The following is a 19270-nucleotide window of genomic DNA, read 5'->3' on the forward strand; positions in this document are numbered from 1 at the left end:
CAGGCTTAGCGCGGGGCCACAATATGCACGATGGCCGCGCTATGTACCACGATCTTGTCCGCATCCGCCTGCAACAGGCGAATACGGCGCTGCACCAGCGGCCAGCCCGACCAGGCCACGTCGCTGACGGGCGGCGCGGCGGGGGCGGCCAGCGGCGCGTTGATGGCGGCCTTGTCATCGAGCTGCTCCAGCGCGCGCGACAGGGTCAGGCACACTTGCGTGTGGCTATGGCCGAGTAGGGCGTTGACGGGCGTGACGGGCAGCTGGCTGGCGTGGCGCCCGAGGATCGAGCGCAGCGCCGCCACGTGGGCGACCAATAAGTAATTTTGCACGATGAACAGGTTGATGTCTTCCACGGCCCGCTGCTTGCTGGCCGGTTCATCGAGCATGCGCACCAGCGCCGAGCTGAGCGCGGCCAGGCTGTCCATCAAGCGCTTGCGTTCGATGCGGTAGGCGAAATCATCGAAGCATTTTCCCTGCAGCAGCGCGAAGCTGGCTTGCATATAGCTGAGGTTCACATTCAGTACCTGGCGCACGAGGCGCGGCAGGCTCTGGTATTCCCAGTTGGCCAGCACAAAGCTGAACACGGTGGCCACCGCCGCGCCGATCAGGGTGTCGATCAGGCGCTCGCTGACGAGGTTCGGGTTGCTGGGCGCCACCAGGTGCATTTGCAGCAAGATCATCAGGCTCACGGCAATGGCCGTGTAGCGGTAACGCAGATAGATGAAGGTGGGCGTGGCCACGATGGAGAGGAATAAAATGGCCATCAGCACGATATTGCTGTGCACGAAGCGGATCACGATGGCCGTGATGATGCAGCCGATGATGGTGCCGATGATGCGGTCGGCGCGGCGCTGGCGCGTCATGCTGAAGGTGGGGCGCAGGATGATGACGATGGTCAGGACGATCCAGTAGCTGTGCGCCGCATACGGCAGCCAGTGGCCGATCAGTAATCCCACGGAGATGGCCATCGACACGCGCAGGGCGAAGCGGAACACGGGCGAATCCAGGCGCAGATTCGATAGCAGGGTCTTCAGTTCGTATTTCTGCTGCGACAAAAACGGCGCCATGTCCGCGCCGCTCCAGAACGGCACGTCGGCATAGACTTTTTGCGTCGCCAGATGCAGCTCGGCGATCATTTTCAAAATGGCGCGGATCTTGTTGCGCTGCGCGCGCAGGGTCGCCAGCGCTTCCTGCGCGCCGTCGCCTTTTGCGTGCAGGCGGGCGATTTCCGCTTCGATCTCGGCCCATTCCCTGTCATAGCTGATCTGCGCATACGAGGCGCGCTTGCGCGTGACAGCGTAGGCCACGGATTCGATGTCGCGCGCCGCCTTGTAGGCCAGGTCGTGCAAGGATTTCAAGACATCGGAGTCGGCCAGGTGCTGGCGCAGCAGCGCGTAATCCGTGTGCGTGGAGAGGATCAGTTCATACAAATCGAGCATGCACACATGCACCTGTACGACGATGGCATCTTTGCTGTTTTTGTGGCTGCGCAGAATCAGGTCGCGCGACGCCTGCTGGCGGTCGGCCAGAATGCTTTGATGGCGCACCAGCTTGTTGAACTGTTCCGTCAAATTGAAACGCGTGTCGTAGAAATCGGCCTTGATGTCGATGTAGGCGGCTAACTCGAACAGGGCTTCGGCCAGTACTTGCTGCTTGATGCGGTGGCGCAAGACCCAGGCGATGGCCATGGCATAGGCCAGATAGATCAAGCCGCCCAGCATGAACAGGCCCGCATGGTGAAACGATTGCTGCCACGTCATCTGGTGCTCCATCGACATGGTCATGATGAACAGGGCGGCCAGTTGCAAGGGCATGGATTTCTTGCCGTACACCACCATCATGCTGGCAAGAAAGCTGACCAGCACGAGCACCGTCATCAGCAGCCACTGCACGGGACCGCACAGGCTGATTAACAAGGTGACGGCGCTGCACAGCAGAACCGAGGCCAGCATCTCGTTGAACTTGTGGCGCAGGGGGCTGGGCATGTCCATCAGGGTCGTGCACAGGGCGCCGATGCACACGGTCATGGCGGTGGCGCTGTCGCTGATCTCCAGGGTCAGCAAGGTCAGGCCGACCAGGCCGATGGCCACGCGCAAGCCCAGGTAAAAATAATGGCTGTAGATAAAGGTGCGCAGGTTCAGTGCGTAGTGCATGGGATTACCTTGTGGGCAGGGCACAGAAAGAGGCGCCGCACCGGGGTCTCCGATGCGGCGCCAGGATGTTGCATTCGCTACAGCCTTGATTTACATCAGGGCAATGACGGGATAGCGCCGCCATTCAGGCTCGGCAAAGCGCTGGCAGTGTTCAAAAATGAAGTCGAGCACGGCTTCCTGATTGCTCAGCAAGGCCGGATTCGCTGCCTTCCACTCGGCAAATTTAGCGGCCAGCGCCGGCTCATCGCGCAGCAGTTCCGACGCCATGTCTTCAAAGACGTAATCGGAAAACGCTTCTTTCTTCTCCAGCACGCTGTTGAAGAAGCCCCAGCGGAAGAAGCTGTCGTGTGCCTGCGGTTCCAGCGTTTCCACGGCGTAGCGGGCGTTGTCCTGGTCCAGGCTGATCACATAGTCGCCCGCCTGCACGGTGAACTGGCCCGTGCGCGCTTCCAGTTCCACCGTGTCGTGGAACATGTGGCCTTCGTAGGCCGTGGCCCGCGTGCCGACGTCGGTGATGTGGTAGTAGCGCGCCGTTACCGTCTGTTCGGTGGTGATTCGGCTCATTTCGACGCCGTTCCAGCGCAGCCGTTCGATGACTTCGCGCCACGCTTGCGGCACGATATAGGCTTTTGGCGCGGCCACGGTGACGTCCGCATCGAAGCGGTTGTAGTAGGCGATGTCGCGTTCCCACGGCTGCGAGCGGTCGTACGACAGGCGCTGGTAGTCGCCCAGCACGCTAGCCGTGTATTTGGCCGCGTAGCCCTTGAAAGGGAAGGTCGACGGTTGTTCCTCGTTCATGCTCCAGTGGATGGGCCACTCGGCTTGCGTGCGTCCCGCTGCCTTGGCTTGCGCGCGCAATTGGCGGATTCTCTCGCCATGCTTCACCGTAAACGCCATGGTGATGTCGAGCAGGACGCGCATGGACGCGTAGCGGTCGGCAAAGGGCTTGAGCATGTGCGTTTCCGGCATGAAACCGATGACGTGATGCAAGGCCGCAAAACCGGTCGAGAAACGGGGCACTTCGAGGAATTCGGCGATGCCGTGGTCCGGGCTATCCTTGACGGGGTTCACGTACGGGCAGGTGGGCCAGCCGGCTTGTTCCATGTGCGCAAAGATGTGCGGCAGCATGGTGTCTTGCAGGAAGGGACCGAGGCCATTGCCCAGCTTATCCGTCTGCGTGTGGATCAGGGTCATCGTGTACGGGTAGTCGGCGCCGTTCGACGTGTGCGTGTCGACCATCACGTCCGGGTCCCAGCTGGCCAGCAGGCGGTTGAACACTTGCGCGTTCAGGCTGTCGCACTTGATGAAATCGCGGTTCAAGTCCAGGTGGCGGCTATTGCCGCGGAAACCGAATTGCTCCGGGCCATCCTGGTTTACGCGCGACGTGTTGGCGCGGTTCAGACTGCCATCGACGTTGTAGATCGGAATGAACAGCAGCACGGTGCTGCCCAGCGCCGCCAGGCGTTCCGGCTGCGTGCACAGGTCGCGCACGATGGCCATGCAGGCGTCGATGCCTTCCGGTTCGCCCGGGTGGATGCCGTTGTTGTTGAAGAACACGGTGCGGCCCGCGCGCTTGATCTGTTCGCGGTCGAATACGCCGTCCGCGCTGATGACGCCAGCATGGATGGGCACGCCCGAATCGGACAGGCCGATCTGTTCGAAGTGCAGCACTTGCGGGTAGCGTGCGGCGAGATCTTGATAGAAGGTGATGCATTCCAGCCAGGTCGTGGTCTGGTTGTGGTTACCGAGTTCGTAGGTCGTGCGCAAGTCTGGTGGCATAGCGGTCTGAGTCTGGGAGGGGGAAGGCGCGCTGGGTAAGTACGCCCGCTAGGGGCCAATTGTAGCACCGGCGTCGGCGCCTTGAGGCGCGGCAGATGGGCCGGGCCGCACTTGTGTTATGAATACGTTTCACGCGCAAGGGAGGCGGCATGGGCAAGGCAGTGTTGGCAGCGCTGGTGTGGTGGGCTTGCCTGGCGGCACAGGCGGCGCCGTTGCGCTTGCCTGCGAGCAAGGAACCGGTGGCGCAGGGCGGCTCCGTGACCGCCGCCGCACAGGGCGCGCTGATACGCTACCGGGGCTGGCTGCTGGCCGTCGATGGCGCCGTATCGGAGGAGCGGCCCGACGTCTTGCTGACGTCGGCGGAGGCGGGGCAGGCGCCGCAGTTGCGGGTCGGCGCGACGCAGCGTGTCTTGCCCGTATGGTCGGCTTTCGAGCTCGTCAAGGGCAGCACGCGCCTGCGCATCACGGCGCTGCCGGGGCCGGATGAGGTGGCCGCGCTGCTGCTGGACTTTGGCGACGGCGATTACCGCATCGTGATTCCCGCCGCGCGCATCGCCCGGCAAGCCTATCCGCTGCTGGCGCAGCGCTTTCCCGGCGCCGACCTGGCCTTGCTGCTGCAGGAGGGCCGGAGGGTCATGCTGCCGCTGGGAAGCGGCAGCGCGCAAGTATTTGGCGAGGAGCAAGCCGTGCCTTACCGCTTTAGCAAAGTAAAACGTTAGGCAAAAAAAAAAGCCACTCCCGCAGGAGTGGCTCAGGGAACAACCGCCCGTTGCCGGGCTTATTAGTTGTTGTTATCCGCGAATTACTCGGCGCCCATTTCTTTCAGCAGGTTGTCTGCGTGGTCGATGTGTTTCATGTTCCACAGCATGTAGCGCAGGTCGACCTGGATCGAACGGGTGTTGGCCTTGTTGTAGTCCCAGTCGGAAATGATCGAGTCCAAGGTGCCGTCGAATGCCAGGCCGATGAATTCGCCTTTTGCGTTCAGGGCAGCCGAACCGGAGTTGCCGCCGGTGATGTCCAGGGTGGCCAGGTAGTCGACCGGCACGGTTTTCAGCTTCGGATCGACGAATTTGCCGAAGTCCTTGGCCTTGATCGCGGCCAGTTGTTTCGCCGGCGCATTGAACTCGCCTTCGCCCGTGGCTTTGGCGGCGACGCCATTGACGGTGGTGAAAGCGGTCCAGGTGGTGCCGTCGGCGCCATGGTCACGGCCGGCAACACGGCCGAACGTCACGCGCAGGGTGCTGTTGGCGTCAGGATAGACGGCTTGGCCCTTGCTCTTCATGAAGGCGATTTTTGCTTTCATGTAGTTGGCGTAGGCTTGCTGGATCTTGCCGGCCAGTTCTTCGTCTTCCGCTTCGTTTTTCAGCGAATCCGGGTACATGGCGACGGCGGCCTGGATGAAGCTGTCCTTGCTGGCCTGGAATTCGGCTGGCGTGCGTTTCAACCATGCCGCGCGTTCTTCCTTGTCGGCCAGCTTGCTGCCCGCATACAGTTTGTCCAGGGCGGCGGCCAGGTCGGCTTGCGACATGCCATCCTTGATGCCGATGGCGGCGTCGAAGCTGGCACGGCGTTGTGCGGCTGGTTGCGCGGCGTACTTGGTCAGGCTGTTCAATACCAGCGCCTTGTCGACTTTTTCATCGTAGGTGCGCTCGACCGACGTGATGCTCGACGACAAACGTGGCAAATCGCGCGTCTGGTAGCCGGACTTGCGTTCCGTATCGGCCTTGGTGCCTTCGTTCGACAAACGGTACAGGCTGCGTGCCGTGCTCAGCAGGCGTGGCTGCGCATAGCTGAGGAAGAAATCGCGCTTGGTGTCGGCATCGCGCTCGGCGATCAGCTTTTCCACTTGCTCGATGTCGCCGGCAAATTCCGCCTTGCGGGCAGGATTGGCGTTGACCCAGGTTTTCAGGGCTTCGTGTTCCGTCGTCTTGCGCGCCAGGAAGTCGCTGCCCGCGTACGAGTCCAGCATGCCTTGGCGGTTCTTGTAGTAATTGTTCACGCCGGCAACCTGGCCCGCGTATTTCAGGGCAACGTCCTTGTTATCCTTGGTTTCGCGCGCGATGATGGCCAGGGTTTCGCCCGACGCTTTCACGAAGGCCGGGTAGTTCCAGTCAAACGTGAACGCCACTTCCGATGGCAGGCGGTGACGGTTGGTGCGGCCCGGGTAGCCCAGCGCCATGACGAAATCGCCTTCTTTCAAGCCATCCTTGGCCAGTTTCAGCACGTGTTTTGGCTGGTACGGCACGTTGTCCTTGCTGAAGTCGGCAGCTTTGCCGTCTTTGCTGACGTAGGCGCGGTAGAAACCGTAGTCGCCCGTGTGACGCGGCCACATCCAGTTGTCGGTGTCGCCGCCGAATTTACCCACGCCCGCTGGTGGCGCGTGCACCAGGCGCACGTCGCGGATTTCCAGTTGCTTGATCAGGTAAAACTCGAGGCCGCCGTAGTAGCTCGACACGGTGCAGCGGAAACCCGCTTCTTTTTCGCATTCGGCGACCAGTTTCTTCTGGTTTTTCTCGATCGCGTCGATGCGTGCCTTGCCTTGCAGCTTGGCCACGTCGGCGCTGATGATCTTGTCGCTGACATTGGTCACGGCCGAGGTGACGAAGATGCGGCTGCCCGGGGCGGCCGGCAATTCTTCAGCGAAGGTCTTGGCCAGGAAACCGTTGGCCAGCAAATCGCGCTCCTTGGTCGAATTGACCGCCACGCTGTTGTAGACGCAATGGTGGTTGGTGGCAACCAGGCCTTGCGGCGAGACGAACGACGCCGAGCAGCCGCCCAGGCTGACGATGGCGCCCATCGGGAATTCGGTCAGTTTGGTCAGGGTGGTCGGATCGAGTTTCAGTCCGGCGGCTTTCAGTTCCTTGGCTACTTGTGGCAGCTGTTGGGGCATCCACATGCCTTCGTCGGCGTGTGCGAAGTTGCTCAGGATGGCGAGCGCGATGAGAGATTTTTTCATTCGAGTTCTGTTCTTTTACATTGTAGGGAAGTCGGAATCAGCGGAGTACCCGCTGATTGTGCAGCGGGCGACATAGAGTATCCGTATCGAACCCGCACTAGTCAATCACATTTTCCGGAGGGTATGTTCATACGTGGTTGCTTGAACGACATGATTTTAGGTGGCGCAGGGGCAGGAACCGGCCGCCAACGCGCATTTTTCCGTGCGGCCGCTGTGGTATTGTCCATACGTGTCCTAGCGGCAATGAAAAGTGGCCGGGCGCTTGCGCGGCCCGGCCATTTGCTGATGCGCAGCTGTTTGCCTGCTTAGCGTATTTTGCCGCGGCGTAAAAGATTGACGATGCCCAGCAGGATGACGGCGCCGAGGAATGAGACCAGCAGCGAAGCCAGACTGAAATTGTCGCTATTGATGGTGCCCGTGCCGAACAGGGGCGCCAGCAGCCAGCCGCCCAGGAAGGCGCCAACGATGCCGACGACGATATTGAGGAAGATGCCCTGTTGTGCATTGGTTTTCATGACCATGCTGGCCAGCCAGCCGATGACGCCGCCAATAACGATCCAGATAATGAAATTCATGTGGTCCTCCGCGGTGGATAAGTGGGTGTGTCATGTCAGAACAACATCATGCCAATCGATAGTGATGCCGCACGATAGAAAAGTCCAGCGGATTCTCGTCGTGCATGCAAAAGCCCGCCTGGCTGCGGGCAGCGAGGCGGGCTTGTCCTGCGGAAAGGCGGTGTTTAATCGGCCTTGATCGCTTCGACCTGGATGGCCAGCTTGACTTCCGGCGAGAACGCCGGCATGCCGTAGTTCAAGCCAAAGTCGCTGCGCTTGAATTCCGCCGTGGCGTCGGCGCCGCACACTTCGCGCTTGTAGCGCGGGTGCATGATGCACTTGAACTTGCTCACATTCAGCTTGACGGGCTTGGTCACGCCCAGCAAGGTCAGTTCGCCATCGACTTCCACCAGCTGCTCGCCGTTGAACTTGAGCGAGGTACTTTTGTAGGTGATTTGCGGAAATTTCTCGACGTTGAACATGTCCGCTTTTTTCGCGTGCGTGTTCATGGCATCGAGGCCGAAATCGATCGAATCGGCATCGATGACCAGGTCCAGGCTTCCCGTCTTGGCGGCGCGGTCCAGGGCGACCGTCCCCTTGGTCTTGTTGAACTTGCCGCGCCACACCGACATGCCCATGTGATCGGCTTCAAAGCTGGGGAAGGTGTGCGTCGGGTCGAGGTTGTAGGTGTCGGTAGCGGCCATGGCCGAACCCGCGCCGGCAGCTGCCAGCACGGCGATCATCAAGTGCGAAAGTTTCATGCAGATCCTAAAGTTGAACAGGTTGTGGAGTTGTTTTTGGTAACGCCTGAAAAACGTGCAGGACAAGGCGCCAAATAGCACGACGAGGCAAGAGCAACGCAGCCATGGACGTTTCCTCAGGTGTTACTGAGCAGCGACGTGGAATTTGATCGTGACCTCGTCGGCAACCATGCTCGTGTCTTTCCACTCGCCTTCGCCGATGTTGTAGGTCAGGCGCTTGATCGGCAGGGCGCCGTCAAATGCGTATTTGCCGCCGTCGGCTTTTACCGCCAGGGGGAAGGTCACGTCGGTGGTCTTGCCTTTGATGCTCAGCTTGCCGGTGACCGTCAGCTTGCCCGCGCCGGCGGCCTTGATGCTGCTCGAGACAAAGGTGGCTTTCGGGAACTGGGCCGAGTTGAACCATTCTTTCTTCGCCACTTCCTTGTTGTACTCGGGGTCGCCGATATCGATGCTGGCGGTCTCGATTTCCACCGACGCTTTCGAGGCATCCGGCGTGGCCGGGTTGTAATCGATGGCGATATTGAATTTCTTGAACTTCGCTTCCACGGGCACGTTCATTTGCTTGAACACGGCCGACACGCTGGTCTTGGCGGGGTCGACTTTCAGCAGGGTGGCGGCGGTGGCGGCCACGGACAGGCCCAGCAGGGAAGCGAGGACGATGCGTTGGGTGGTTTTCATCTTGTTTTTTTCCTGTAGTTTCAGTGAGCAAGGGGACGTCGATGTCAGGGCAGCATGCGCTTGAGGACGCCATCACGGTCGATGAACTGGTGCTTCAGCGCCGCCAGCACATGGGCGGCCACGGCGGCTGCCATTGTCATGTTCAGAACATAATGAATCTCTTTTAAAAGCGGCTTAAGTTCCGGGTTTGGCGCCATGATGACGGGCAGCTGGAACAGGCCCAGGTAGACCACCGGCACGCCGGCGGCCAGGGTGTACAGGTAGCCGGAGATGGGCACGGCGAAGATCAGGATGTACAGCAGCACATGCATGGCGTCGGCCGCCTTCTTTTGCCAGGCAACCATGCTGGCCGGGTGCGGCGGCGGCACGTTGGCCTTGCGCCACAGCAGGCGGATGGCGGCGATGGCCAGCACGGTCACGCCCAGCCATTTGTGCCAGGAGAAATATTTGAGCTTGGTGGGCGTCAGGCCGGGAATATCCGTCATGATCAGGCCCATGACGAAGGCGCTGATGATCAGCAGGGCGGTCAGCCAGTGCAGGATGATGGCGGTGGTGGTGTAGCGTTGCATCGATGGCTTTCTTGAATGTAGTACGTATTAGGACTAATTCGGCCTAATATACCAAAGAAAATCAAATTGCGCTGCGTGCTGGAGATTCTACAAGAAAGATTGCCGGAAAAACCGCGGGGCGGGCAGCATTTGTGTGCTGGCCGCCCCGCGGGAGTGGGATCGGACGATCCCCATGTGAAAACTGCTTAGATGGCTTTGGCCAATTGCGCCGCGATACCGATGTAGTTGCCCGGCGTCATGGTCAGCAGCACGTCCTTGGCATCCTGCGGAATGGCCAGGCCATTGACGAAGGTTTGCAGCGCTTCCTTCGAGATGCCCTTGCCGCGCGTCAGCTCTTTCAGCTGCTCGTACGGGTTTTCGATGCCGTAGCGGCGCATCACGGTTTGTACGGGTTCGGCCAGCACTTCCCAGGTCGCGTCCAGGTCTTGCGCCAGGCGCGCGTGGTTCACTTCTAGCTTGTTCAGGCCGCGCAGGCAGCTGTCATACGCCAGCAAGGTGTAGCCGAGGCCCACGCCGATGTTGCGCAGCACGGTCGAATCGGTCAAATCGCGCTGCATGCGCGAGACGGGCAGTTTTTCCGACAGGTGCTTGAGCACGGCGTTGGCCAGGCCCAGGTTGCCTTCCGAGTTTTCAAAGTCGATCGGGTTGACCTTGTGCGGCATCGTCGACGAACCGATTTCGCCCGCTTTCAGTTTCTGCTTGAAGTAGCCCAGCGAGACGTACGTCCAGATGTCGCGGTTCAGGTCCAGCAGGATCGTGTTGGCGCGTGCGAAGGCGTCGAACAGTTCGGCCATATAGTCGTGCGGTTCGATCTGGATCGTGTATGGGTTGAAGACCAGACCCAGGCGCTGTTCGATGACGGCCTGCGAGAATGCGGGCCAGTCGAAGCCGGGATAGGCCGACAGGTGGGCGTTGTAGTTGCCGACGGCGCCATTCATCTTGCCGAGGATTTCCACTTGCGCGATGCGTTTCACGGCGCGCTGCAGGCGGGCCACGACGTTGGCGAATTCCTTGCCCAGGGTGGTCGGGCTGGCCGTCTGGCCGTGCGTGCGCGACAGCATCGGCACATCGGCGTTATCGTGCGCGATCTGCGTCAGCTTGGCCACCAGGCCGTTCAATGCCGGCAGCATCACGCCGTCGCGCGCGGCCTTGAGCATCATGCCGTGCGAGGTGTTGTTGATGTCTTCCGAGGTGCAGGCGAAATGGATGAATTCCGACGCCGCCACCAGTTCCGGCACGTCCGCCACTTGTTCCTTCAGCCAGTACTCGACGGCCTTGACGTCATGGTTGGTGACCGCTTCGATGGCCTTGATGCGAGCCGCGTCGGCTTCCGAGAAGTCGGCCGCCATCTTGTCGAGCAGGGCGCTCGCTTCGGCCGAGAACGGCTTGATTTCGGCGAAACCGGCTTGCGACAGCGCCTGCAGCCAGGAGATTTCCACTTTCACGCGGTGGTGCATGAAACCGGCTTCGGACAGGATCGGGCGCAGCAGATCGGTCTTGCTGGCGTAGCGGCCATCGAGCGGAGACAGGGCCGACAGCGTGGAATACGGAGTAGTAGAAGTCATGAGAGCGGACGCAAGTTAAAGAAACGGTTGGCGTGTGGCGCGCGGGGAGGGCAGGGCTATTGCAATACAGCAATACTGACGGCGCCACAGTAAAGGACGATTTTACCACCGCTGGCCGCTGGCCAGCCGTCCATCGGGCGCCGGCGCACCGCAATTTGGCTGAATCCGGCCCCGATGCGGCATGCCTGCCACACCATGGAGACGGCTGGGCGCGTGCCGCCAAACACCGCTGCCGCCGATGCTATACTGCTTGCTGATCCTTTACCTTAAAGTAGCTATGAAACTGATCGGTTCCCTCGCCAGCCCGTATGTCCGCAAAGCCCGTATCGTGCTGGCGGAAAAAAAGCTCGACTATGTCTTCGAGCTGGAAAACGTGTGGGTGCCGGAAACCCGCATCGCCCAGGCCAATCCCCTGGGCAAGGTGCCCTGCCTGGTGATGGAAGATGGCAGCACCTTGATCGACTCGAAAGTCATCGTCGAATACCTCGACACGCTCACGCCCGTCTGTAAACTGCTGCCGGCCGGCGGCAATGGCCGCGAACGGGCCGATATCAAGAACTGGGAAGCGCTGGCCGACGGCATCCTCGACGCGGGCGTGCTGGTGCGCCTGGAGCGCACGCAGCGCCCGCCCGAGCAGCAAAGCGCGGCCTGGATCGCGCGCCAGCTGGACAAAGTCACGCTGGGCCTGGCGGCGCTCGAGGCGCGCCTGGGCGAGAGCGCGTATTGCGCCGGCAAGAACTACACCCTGGCCGACGTGGCCGTGGGCTGTACCCTGGGCTGGCTCAGCTTCCGCTTCCCGGAAATCGACTGGCGCGCGGATCACCCGGCGCTGGCGCGCCTGTTCGACAAACTGTCCGAACGGCAATCTTTCAAGGATACCGTGCCGCAATAAGGCGCGGACGAAAAAAAACCGGCTCTGCCGGTTTTTTTATCTGCCTCGAAGAGCAATTACTCATCAATCGCCATCTGACTTTGCAGGTAATTCTGAATGCCGACCTTGGCGATCAGGTCGATCTGCGTTTCGAGCCAGTCGATATGCTCTTCCGTGTCTTCCAGGATCATCAGGAACAGGTCGCGCGAGACGTAGTCGCCCGCTTTTTCGCTGATGGCGATGCCTTCCTTGACGGTGGCGTGCGCGGCGCGTTCCAGCTTCAGGTCGCATTCCAGCATTTCCGGCGTGTTCTCGCCGATCAGCAGCTTGTGCAGCGCTTGCAGGTTCGGCAGGCCGTCGAGCATCAGGATGCGGTCGATCAGCTTGTCGGCGTGTTTCATTTCGCCGATCGATTCTTCGTATTCTTTCTTGCCCAGCTTTTCCAGGCCCCAGTGCTTGTACATGCGCGCATGCAGGAAGTACTGGTTGATGGCCGACAGTTCGTTGGTGAGCTGTGCATTGAGCATGCGGATGACTTCTTTATCGCCCTTCATGGCATTTCCTTTGTTCTGTGTCGCGTTCGATGATGAAACCGCAGGCTGCTGGCGTTCACGGCTGGGTGGCGCAGGGCTGCCTGGTGGCGCGCAGGTTGCCGGTTTCGCTATGCCCGCATGATAGCGCAAAATATGGGCGGTTTTCGGTGCTAAACGGCATTTTTCCGTCTTTTTAACGTAAATATCGTGCGAATAAAACCCATTCTCAAGTGGATTGCCCACTTGCGCCGTTTTTTATTTGTTAAGGAAAATGAAGGCCATTCTCATTCGCGTTTCTGGCCCGCTTTTGGCGCTGCCGGATCGCGTGCATGACCGCGCTGAACAGGCGGGAAATGTTGGGCCATTCTTGCTTTTGTGGCTTCTTGGCCGCTGCCGGCGATGCGATAATCAGGCAGCGATATTTACTGAAAAAAGGATAGCAAGATGATGCTGCATATACCCGGCGTGCTGACGCCGGAACAGGTGACGCAGTTTCGCCAGCGCCTGGCGCAGACGGACTGGGTCGACGGGCGCGCCAGCGTCGGGGCGCAAGGCGCGCAAGTCAAGCGCAACCGCCAGCTGGCAGAGGGGTCGCCGCTGGCGCTGGAGCTGGGCGAGATCGTCAGCCGCGCGCTGATGGCCAATCCCCTGTTCTTTGCCGCCGTGCTGCCGCTGCGCATCCTGCCGCCCTTCTTCAACAGCTATGCGGGCGGCGAGCACTATGGTCTGCACATCGATGGCGCCATCCGCACGCCGAAAAACGGCATGCAGTCGATGCGCGCCGACGTCTCGTCGACCGTGTTCCTGAGCGAGCCGGACGAGTACGAGGGCGGCGAGCTGGTGGTGGTCGATGCGTATGGCACGCATGAAGTGAAACTCCCGGCCGGCGACGTGATCGTGTATCCGTCGAGCAGCGTGCATCAGGTGCTGCCCGTCACCAGCGGCGAGCGCATCTGCTCTTTCCTGTGGACGCAAAGCATGGTGCGCGAGGACTGGAAGCGCAGCATGCTGTTCGAGCTCGATCAGAACATCCAGAGCGTGCGCGCAGAACACGGCGATTCGCCGGCGACGGTGGGACTGACGGGGCATTATCACAATCTGCTGCGCATGTGGGCGGAGATGTAATCGTGGTGATGTCGGATTACGCGCGGCCTTTGGCCTCGCTAATCCGACCTACGATACTGCGTGATGCACCGGCAAAAAAAAGTCTGCCTGGCCCGGGGATGTAGGCTGGCAGACTGAAACAAGCAAATCGCTTGACTAAAAACGGGCGCAAAAAAGCAAGCAGGGCACAGGGTGCGGTGCTTGCGGGCTGGCAGCGGCCCTAGGGCCGCAGGAAGGCTAGCTCAGCTGGAAGGTCAGGGGGACAAGCACGTACACGGGGACGGGTTTGCCGTTTTCGATCATCGGCTTGAACAGCGCGCGCTGCGCGGCTTGGCGGCCTGCTTCATCGAGGTTCGTGTAGCCGGTCGATTTCTGGATCAGGATTTGCTCGGGCAAGCCCTTTTCATTGATCAGGATGCGCAGCACCACGGTGCCGCTTTCGCCCAGGCGGCGCGACAGATTCGGATAGATCAGCTGCGGCGCCTTGATGTATTCGACGCTGCTGACGGTGCGCGGCGTCGCTGGCGCCGGTGGCGTCGGCGACGGTGCGGCTGGCGCCGTCGGCGCGGCGGTGGCGACGGGCGCCGCTTCGGCGCGCGTCGGCTGCGGCGGCGTGATCGTCGGTTCGCTCGGCGCCACGGCGATCAGCGGCAGCGGCGGGATCACGGCGCGCGGCACGGGCGCACTCAGTTCCACGGTTTTCGGTACGGACGGCGCCGGCGGTTTCGGTGGCGCCGGCGGGGCGATGATGCTGATGGTCGTGATGGTCGGCATGGCCGCCGTGACGACGCGGCTCAGCAGGCCGCTCTGGATGGCGTAAAAGCCGGCGATATGCAGGACGACGATGGCCATCAGCGGCGCGAATTTGTTGCGCTTCTTGTCGAAGTCGGCAAATTGCTGCACGGCCTGCACCGTTACGGGCGGGGGCATCATCGTCATGGCGTTCATCGCTTTCTTTAGTTTGTCAGTACAGCTCGCATCAATACGGTTTCTTGCAGCGCCACGGTGGCGTTCAGGTGATCGTTCAGCACTTCCCGCGCGCAGGTGTGGCATTTGCCGCAGCAGGTGGCCACGCCCAGGTCGCGGCGCAGTTCGGCCATGCTGGACAGGCCAAGATCGACGGCTTGACGGATTTCACGATCAGATATGTTGTTGCAGACACATACAATCATTGATACACCTTCTGGCTGGAGGATGAACAGACACTAGTGCTTGAAAGCATTGTTGCTAGTGTTTTAATGAGAATCATTATCATTACGTTTCATTGTCGCGCAAAGTGCAGGACAATGCAAGCGATTTTGATCAAGTGTGCGGCAGTTGGCGGCCTGGCGCGGCAGCTTGATCTGCGCTTTGCGCGCATGGCGCAGCCCTTGGCAGGGGCGGCTCTCCGGGCTAAATAAAAACAATTCGCATTCATGTTTATAATGCTGGTATTGTCTCGGACGGTCGCCGTCTGGACACATTGAAAGGCCGCTTGTCGGTAATGCGCAACAGTTGCGTTTTACCTCACAACATCAGGGCATGCGCCAGGCGCAGCAGTCTGTCCCCGGTGTTCTTAATTTGAACGGAATTTGCTCATGACTCTAGTTCCACCCCTGATGACGCTCGACGCGCTGGCAGTCGGCCAGAGCGGCACGGTGTTGCATATCACGCCCAACGCGGCAGGACAGACGGAAGACGGCGTCGACCTCGTCCGCCGGTTGATGGAGCTGGGATTCGTTCCCGGCGAACGAATCCGCATGCTCAAGCGCGGTATTCCCGGCGGCGATCCGCTGGCCATCAAGGTCGGCAATGCCACGTTCGCACTGCGCCGCTTCGAAGCGGCGCTGATCACGATTCAACCGCTGCTTCAACCGGAATAAATATGGGTGCCGTAGAAACTATCGTGGAAGCGGGCGCGCACAAGCCGCCGCACCAGCCACAAATCGCCTTGCTGGGCAATCCGAACTGCGGCAAGACGGCCCTGTTCAACCGTTTGACGGGCGCGCGCCAGAAAGTGGCGAACTACGCCGGCGTGACCATCGAGCGCAAGGAAGGCCATTTCACGTCGCCAAGCGGCAAGCCCGTGCGCGTGCTCGATTTGCCGGGCGCCTACAGCCTGTCGGCCACCACGCCCGATGAAGCCATCACGCGCGACGTGGTGGGCGGGCTGCGCCGCGGCGACCCGCGTCCGGACGCCATCATCTGCGTCGTCGATGCCACCAATTTGCGCCTGAATTTGCGCCTGGTGCTGGAAGTCAAGCGCCTGGGCCTGCCCATGCTGCTGGCGCTGAACATGACGGACGTGGCGCGCAAGCGCGGCATGCTCATCGACACGGCCAGGCTGTCGCAGGAACTGGGCATGCCCGTGGTGGAAACCGTCGCGGTGCAGCACGATGGCGAAAAAGCCTTGTTGGATGCCATCGACGCCATGCTGCCGCTGCCTGCGGTGGAAGCGAAACCGCTGGCGGCCATCGACGCCGTGACCGTCGAAGAAACGCAGCGCGAAGTGCGCCGCATCCTGGCCGCCGTCAGCAACGACACGCGCGACAGCGGCAACCTGACGGAAAAGATCGACGACGTGGTGCTGCATCCCGTCTTCGGCCCCATCATCCTGGCCGTGCTGATGTTCCTGATCTTCCAGGCCGTGTTTGCCTGGGCTGCCACGCCGATGGAAATGATCACCGATGGCGTGGGCCACCTGGGCGCCCTGCTGACGGCGAACATGCCCGACGGCCACCTGAAAAGCCTGCTGGTCGAAGGCATCATCGGCGGCGTCGGCAGCGTGCTGGTGTTCCTGCCGCAAATCCTGATCCTGTTCTTCTTCATCCTGAGCCTGGAAGACTGCGGCTACCTGCCGCGCGCGGCCTTCCTGCTGGACCGCCTGATGGGCGGCGTGGGCCTGTCGGGCCGCGCCTTCATCCCGCTGCTGTCGAGCTTTGCCTGCGCCATCCCCGGCGTGATGGCGGCGCGCACCATCCAGAATCCGCGCGACCGCCTCGTTACCATCATGATCGCGCCGCTGATGACGTGTTCGGCGCGCCTGCCCGTGTATGCGCTGATCATCGCCGCCTTCATTCCCCAGCGCGAGGTATGGGGCTATCTGAGCCTGCAAGGCCTGGTGCTGTTCGTGCTGTACTTCGCCGGCATCATCTCGGCCATGGCCGTGGCCTGGGTCATGAAGCGCAGCATGGGCGTGCGCGGCAACCAGCCGCTGCTGCTGGAATTGCCGGCCTACCACTGGCCGCATCTGCGCAACCTGGCCGTCAGCCTGTGGGAGCGCGCGAAGATCTTCCTCACGCGCGTCGGTACCATCATCCTGAGCCTGATGATCATCTTGTGGTTCCTCAGCACCTTCCCCGGCGCGCCGGACAACGCGATCCACCCGCCCATCTATTACAGCCTGGCCGGCATCCTGGGCCGCGGCCTGGAAGTGATCTTCGCGCCCATCGGTTTTAATTGGCAGATATGCATCGCACTGGTGCCGGGCATGGCGGCGCGCGAAGTGGCCGTCGGCGCCCTGGGCACCGTGTATGCGCTGTCGCAAACGGGCGACGCGCTGGCCTCTACCCTGGAACCGCTGATCGCCCATTCGTGGTCGATGGCCACTGCATTGTCATTGCTGGCCTGGTATGTGTTCGCGCCGCAGTGCCTGTCGACCCTCTCCGTGGTGAAACGCGAAACGGGCGGCTGGCGCTATCCGCTGCTGATGGCCGGCTATATGTTCGCCCTCGCGTATGCCGCCTCGTTCATCACGTACCGCGTCGCCCTGTTGCTGGGCGCTTAGGAGAAACCATGTGGCAAACCCTCATCGTCGCCCTGATCGTCGCAGCCGCGCTGCTGCATTTTTCGACCAAGTACCTGCCGGCCGGCGTGCGCCGCGCCATCGTGCGCGGCCTGGTGCGCTGCGGCCTCGATGAGGCGAAGATGTCGACCTTCTTCAAGGTAGCGCCGGGCTGCGGCAGCGGCTGCGGTTCCTGCGGTTCCTGCGACAGCCCTCCGCCGCCGTCCGCCACGCCGCCGGCCGACGGCAGCAGCAAGCGCGTGATCCTGATGCAGGTGCAGCGCCAGGATTGATGCATCGGCCTGTTCCTCGGACCCTTTGCCTGGCCGCCCGTGCCGACTATTCCGACTATGTCGCGGCCCTGAACGTAAAAAAACCCGCTGCTGCGGGTTTTTTTACGCCGGTACTGCGCCTACGCCTTGCCGGCCAGCTTGTCGACGACCGGCACCAGCGCGGCCGGGCGACAGCCGAAGGCGGCCAGGCGGCCTTGCGCGTGGGGCGCCAGGTCCAGGTCGTAGGGCAGGCGGCCTGCCACCAGCCACAGTTTGTCGTGTGGCAGGGCCTCGACCAGGCGGCGCTGGCCGTCGACGAACATGGCGTTATACGTTTGCAGCACGATCTGCCGCGCGCCTTGCGCAAAGGCGATGGCTTCGTTGACCTCGTCGTCCAGCGCTTCGGCCGACAAGGCATATTCGCGCACGTCCAGACCCGCTTCGAGCAGCGCCGGCAGCATCGAGCTGCGCGCTTCCTTGTTGCGGCCCAGCGCCACTTCGTCGATCTCGCTGCGCGAGCGCACTTCCACCGTCAGCAGGGTCACGGGCAGGCTGGCGTCGAGCGGGCGGTAGTCGCCCTGCACGCGCAGCGCCGCTTTTTGCAGCAGCTGCGACAGGGCCATGGCGGCCGGCTGCATCAGCGCCGGCGGGGCGACAGGACGTTCGCGCCAGTCGCGCACGGCGCGGTTGCGCTTGAGTTCCGCCACGCGCGCGCAAGCCGCCTCGATGCGGGAGATCGCAATGTCGCCGCGCTCCACTGCGGCGATGACGGCCTCGATGGCCGCCGTCTGCTGCGCTTCGCGGTGCGAGATGAGGACGATGTCGGCGCCCGCCTGCAAGGTGGCGATGGCGCCCCGGGCGATGCCGATGCCGTCGGCGATGGCCGCCATTTCCAGGCAATCGGTGATGACCACGCCCTTGTATTGCATTTCACCGCGCAGCAGGTCCGTCAGCACGCCCTTCGACAAGGTGGCGGGCACGCTGGTATCGGCCTCGAAGGCGGGGAAGACCACGTGCGCCGTCATGATGGCGTCCACGCCGCCGGCAATCGCCGCGCGGAACGGCGCCAGTTCCACGGCGCGCAGGCGTTCCTTGTCGTGCGGGACCAGCGCCATGGCGTAATGCGTGTCGATGGCCGTGTCGCCGTGGCCGGGGAAGTGCTTGGCGGTGACGGCCACGCCGCTGGCGCGCTGGCCGCGCATGGCGGCCATGCCGTAGTCGATGACGGTGGCGGCATCCTCGCCATACGCGCGCACGCCGATGACGGGGTTGTTGCGGTTGTTGTTCACGTCCAGCACGGGCGCGAGCAGCATATTGATGCCCACCTGGCGCATCTCATCGCCGCTGATCTGGTTCATGCGTTCGCAGTCTTCGATGGAGCCGGCCGCCTGGAAGGCCATCGCCGCGGGAATCGGCGTGACGCCCTGCTCGATGCGCATCACCATGCCGCCTTCCTGATCGATGGAGATCAAGAGCGGGATGTCGGACACTTCCGCGTTGATCTCCTGCAGTTCGCGGCACAGGGCCGACACTTGCGCGGGCGTGTGCACGTTGCGGCGGAACAGGATCACGCCGCCTACCTTCTTTTCGCGTATCAAGGTCTTGATATGCTCGTCCGCCTGCAGGGCGTCGAAGCCCACCATGAACAACTGTCCTATTTTCTCGCGCAAACCCTGCTCCATGCTGCAACTCCTCCGGTATTGATTGTG

Annotated in this window: 18 protein-coding genes; 6 read left to right on the forward strand and 12 right to left on the reverse strand. The window is 61.8% G+C overall.

Translation table 11 applies throughout. The features are described from left to right. Window positions 1–5: 5 nt before the first annotated feature. The gene (locus JAB8_RS17805; protein WP_070290823.1) at window positions 6–2156 is read right to left on the reverse strand and encodes an FUSC family membrane protein; all 2151 of its coding nucleotides are present in this window, start codon (window positions 2154–2156) and stop codon (window positions 6–8) included. A gap of 90 nt (window positions 2157–2246) precedes the next feature. Further along, window positions 2247–3935 carry a M14 family zinc carboxypeptidase gene (locus JAB8_RS17810; RefSeq protein ID WP_070290824.1) on the reverse strand — a complete coding sequence of 563 codons (1689 nt, stop codon included), beginning with the start codon at window positions 3933–3935 and terminating at the stop codon, window positions 2247–2249. A gap of 149 nt (window positions 3936–4084) precedes the next feature. Between JAB8_RS17810 and JAB8_RS17815 the strand changes: the two genes are divergently transcribed. Further along, window positions 4085–4654 (forward strand): hypothetical protein, encoded by a 570-nt coding sequence (locus tag JAB8_RS17815; protein ID WP_070290825.1) that lies wholly within the window; start codon window positions 4085–4087, stop codon window positions 4652–4654. A gap of 83 nt (window positions 4655–4737) precedes the next feature. Here JAB8_RS17815 and JAB8_RS17820 read toward each other — a convergent pair whose 3' ends face one another. From JAB8_RS17820 to purB, 6 genes are all read right to left on the reverse strand, one after another. Next, window positions 4738–6891, reverse strand: a complete 2154-nt coding sequence (locus tag JAB8_RS17820) for a S46 family peptidase (RefSeq protein ID WP_070220636.1) — start codon at window positions 6889–6891, stop codon at window positions 4738–4740. Between the two features lie 305 nt (window positions 6892–7196). Next, on the reverse strand, window positions 7197–7466 hold the full coding sequence (locus tag JAB8_RS17825) for a GlsB/YeaQ/YmgE family stress response membrane protein (protein WP_034778894.1): 270 nt from the start codon (window positions 7464–7466) through the stop codon (window positions 7197–7199). 164 nt (window positions 7467–7630) lie between these two features. Beyond that, window positions 7631–8206 carry a YceI family protein gene (locus JAB8_RS17830; protein ID WP_070220635.1) on the reverse strand — a complete coding sequence of 192 codons (576 nt, stop codon included), beginning with the start codon at window positions 8204–8206 and terminating at the stop codon, window positions 7631–7633. Window positions 8207–8329: 123 nt separating this feature from the next. Continuing rightward, the gene (locus JAB8_RS17835; RefSeq protein WP_070290826.1) at window positions 8330–8884 is read right to left on the reverse strand and encodes a YceI family protein; all 555 of its coding nucleotides are present in this window, start codon (window positions 8882–8884) and stop codon (window positions 8330–8332) included. Window positions 8885–8928: 44 nt separating this feature from the next. After that, window positions 8929–9453: a cytochrome b gene (locus JAB8_RS17840; protein WP_070290827.1), complete on the reverse strand. Its 525-nt coding sequence runs from the start codon at window positions 9451–9453 to the stop codon at window positions 8929–8931. 185 nt (window positions 9454–9638) lie between these two features. Continuing rightward, window positions 9639–11018: an adenylosuccinate lyase gene (gene purB / locus JAB8_RS17845; protein ID WP_070220631.1), complete on the reverse strand. Its 1380-nt coding sequence runs from the start codon at window positions 11016–11018 to the stop codon at window positions 9639–9641. Between the two features lie 277 nt (window positions 11019–11295). Here purB and JAB8_RS17850 point away from each other — a divergent pair, with 277 nt between their 5' ends. Next, window positions 11296–11910 (forward strand): glutathione S-transferase N-terminal domain-containing protein, encoded by a 615-nt coding sequence (locus tag JAB8_RS17850; protein ID WP_070290828.1) that lies wholly within the window; start codon window positions 11296–11298, stop codon window positions 11908–11910. A gap of 56 nt (window positions 11911–11966) precedes the next feature. Here JAB8_RS17850 and bfr read toward each other — a convergent pair whose 3' ends face one another. Next, entirely contained in the window at window positions 11967–12443 is a 477-nt protein-coding gene (gene bfr, locus JAB8_RS17855; protein WP_070290829.1) for a bacterioferritin, read from the reverse strand. A 423-nt stretch (window positions 12444–12866) separates the two neighbouring features. Here bfr and JAB8_RS17860 point away from each other — a divergent pair, with 423 nt between their 5' ends. Further along, window positions 12867–13547 (forward strand): Fe2+-dependent dioxygenase, encoded by a 681-nt coding sequence (locus tag JAB8_RS17860; RefSeq protein WP_035822772.1) that lies wholly within the window; start codon window positions 12867–12869, stop codon window positions 13545–13547. 216 nt (window positions 13548–13763) lie between these two features. On the opposite strand, the gene JAB8_RS17865 is transcribed toward JAB8_RS17860, so the two are convergent. Both JAB8_RS17865 and JAB8_RS17870 read right to left on the reverse strand, forming a co-directional pair. Continuing rightward, on the reverse strand, window positions 13764–14465 hold the full coding sequence (locus JAB8_RS17865; protein WP_070220769.1) for an energy transducer TonB: 702 nt from the start codon (window positions 14463–14465) through the stop codon (window positions 13764–13766). A gap of 17 nt (window positions 14466–14482) precedes the next feature. Further along, window positions 14483–14698, reverse strand: a complete 216-nt coding sequence (locus JAB8_RS17870; RefSeq protein WP_034745611.1) for a (2Fe-2S)-binding protein — start codon at window positions 14696–14698, stop codon at window positions 14483–14485. Between the two features lie 405 nt (window positions 14699–15103). Here JAB8_RS17870 and JAB8_RS17875 point away from each other — a divergent pair, with 405 nt between their 5' ends. Genes JAB8_RS17875 through JAB8_RS17885 form a run of 3 tightly spaced genes read left to right on the forward strand, consistent with a single transcriptional unit; the run spans window position 15104 to window position 17582 of the window. Then, a complete protein-coding gene (locus JAB8_RS17875; RefSeq protein ID WP_070220616.1) occupies window positions 15104–15388 on the forward strand; it encodes a FeoA family protein in 285 nt (94 codons plus the stop codon). Window positions 15389–15390: 2 nt separating this feature from the next. Further along, the gene (locus JAB8_RS17880) at window positions 15391–17292 is read left to right on the forward strand and encodes a ferrous iron transporter B (protein WP_070290830.1); all 1902 of its coding nucleotides are present in this window, start codon (window positions 15391–15393) and stop codon (window positions 17290–17292) included. A gap of 8 nt (window positions 17293–17300) precedes the next feature. Then, window positions 17301–17582 (forward strand): hypothetical protein, encoded by a 282-nt coding sequence (locus JAB8_RS17885; RefSeq protein WP_070220612.1) that lies wholly within the window; start codon window positions 17301–17303, stop codon window positions 17580–17582. 119 nt (window positions 17583–17701) lie between these two features. On the opposite strand, the gene nagZ is transcribed toward JAB8_RS17885, so the two are convergent. Beyond that, window positions 17702–19243, reverse strand: a complete 1542-nt coding sequence (gene nagZ, locus JAB8_RS17890) for a beta-N-acetylhexosaminidase (RefSeq protein WP_070220610.1) — start codon at window positions 19241–19243, stop codon at window positions 17702–17704. Window positions 19244–19270: the final 27 nt, after the last annotated feature.

The sequence above is a fragment of the Janthinobacterium sp. HH106 genome, assembly GCF_001758725.1.
Lineage (GTDB): Bacteria > Pseudomonadota > Gammaproteobacteria > Burkholderiales > Burkholderiaceae_D > Janthinobacterium.

Coding starts and splice junctions, on each gene's coding strand:
- JAB8_RS17805 (WP_070290823.1), bottom strand. CDS start 2,156: ATGCACTACGCACTGAACCTGCGCACCTTTATCTACAGCCATTATTTT.
- JAB8_RS17810 (WP_070290824.1), bottom strand. CDS start 3,935: ATGCCACCAGACTTGCGCACGACCTACGAACTCGGTAACCACAACCAG.
- JAB8_RS17815 (WP_070290825.1), top strand. CDS start 4,085: ATGGGCAAGGCAGTGTTGGCAGCGCTGGTGTGGTGGGCTTGCCTGGCG.
- JAB8_RS17820 (WP_070220636.1), bottom strand. CDS start 6,891: ATGAAAAAATCTCTCATCGCGCTCGCCATCCTGAGCAACTTCGCACAC.
- JAB8_RS17825 (WP_034778894.1), bottom strand. CDS start 7,466: ATGAATTTCATTATCTGGATCGTTATTGGCGGCGTCATCGGCTGGCTG.
- JAB8_RS17830 (WP_070220635.1), bottom strand. CDS start 8,206: ATGAAACTTTCGCACTTGATGATCGCCGTGCTGGCAGCTGCCGGCGCG.
- JAB8_RS17835 (WP_070290826.1), bottom strand. CDS start 8,884: ATGAAAACCACCCAACGCATCGTCCTCGCTTCCCTGCTGGGCCTGTCC.
- JAB8_RS17840 (WP_070290827.1), bottom strand. CDS start 9,453: ATGCAACGCTACACCACCACCGCCATCATCCTGCACTGGCTGACCGCC.
- purB (WP_070220631.1), bottom strand. CDS start 11,018: ATGACTTCTACTACTCCGTATTCCACGCTGTCGGCCCTGTCTCCGCTC.
- JAB8_RS17850 (WP_070290828.1), top strand. CDS start 11,296: ATGAAACTGATCGGTTCCCTCGCCAGCCCGTATGTCCGCAAAGCCCGT.
- bfr (WP_070290829.1), bottom strand. CDS start 12,443: ATGAAGGGCGATAAAGAAGTCATCCGCATGCTCAATGCACAGCTCACC.
- JAB8_RS17860 (WP_035822772.1), top strand. CDS start 12,867: ATGATGCTGCATATACCCGGCGTGCTGACGCCGGAACAGGTGACGCAG.
- JAB8_RS17865 (WP_070220769.1), bottom strand. CDS start 14,465: ATGACGATGATGCCCCCGCCCGTAACGGTGCAGGCCGTGCAGCAATTT.
- JAB8_RS17870 (WP_034745611.1), bottom strand. CDS start 14,698: ATGATTGTATGTGTCTGCAACAACATATCTGATCGTGAAATCCGTCAA.
- JAB8_RS17875 (WP_070220616.1), top strand. CDS start 15,104: ATGACTCTAGTTCCACCCCTGATGACGCTCGACGCGCTGGCAGTCGGC.
- JAB8_RS17880 (WP_070290830.1), top strand. CDS start 15,391: ATGGGTGCCGTAGAAACTATCGTGGAAGCGGGCGCGCACAAGCCGCCG.
- JAB8_RS17885 (WP_070220612.1), top strand. CDS start 17,301: ATGTGGCAAACCCTCATCGTCGCCCTGATCGTCGCAGCCGCGCTGCTG.
- nagZ (WP_070220610.1), bottom strand. CDS start 19,243: ATGGAGCAGGGTTTGCGCGAGAAAATAGGACAGTTGTTCATGGTGGGC.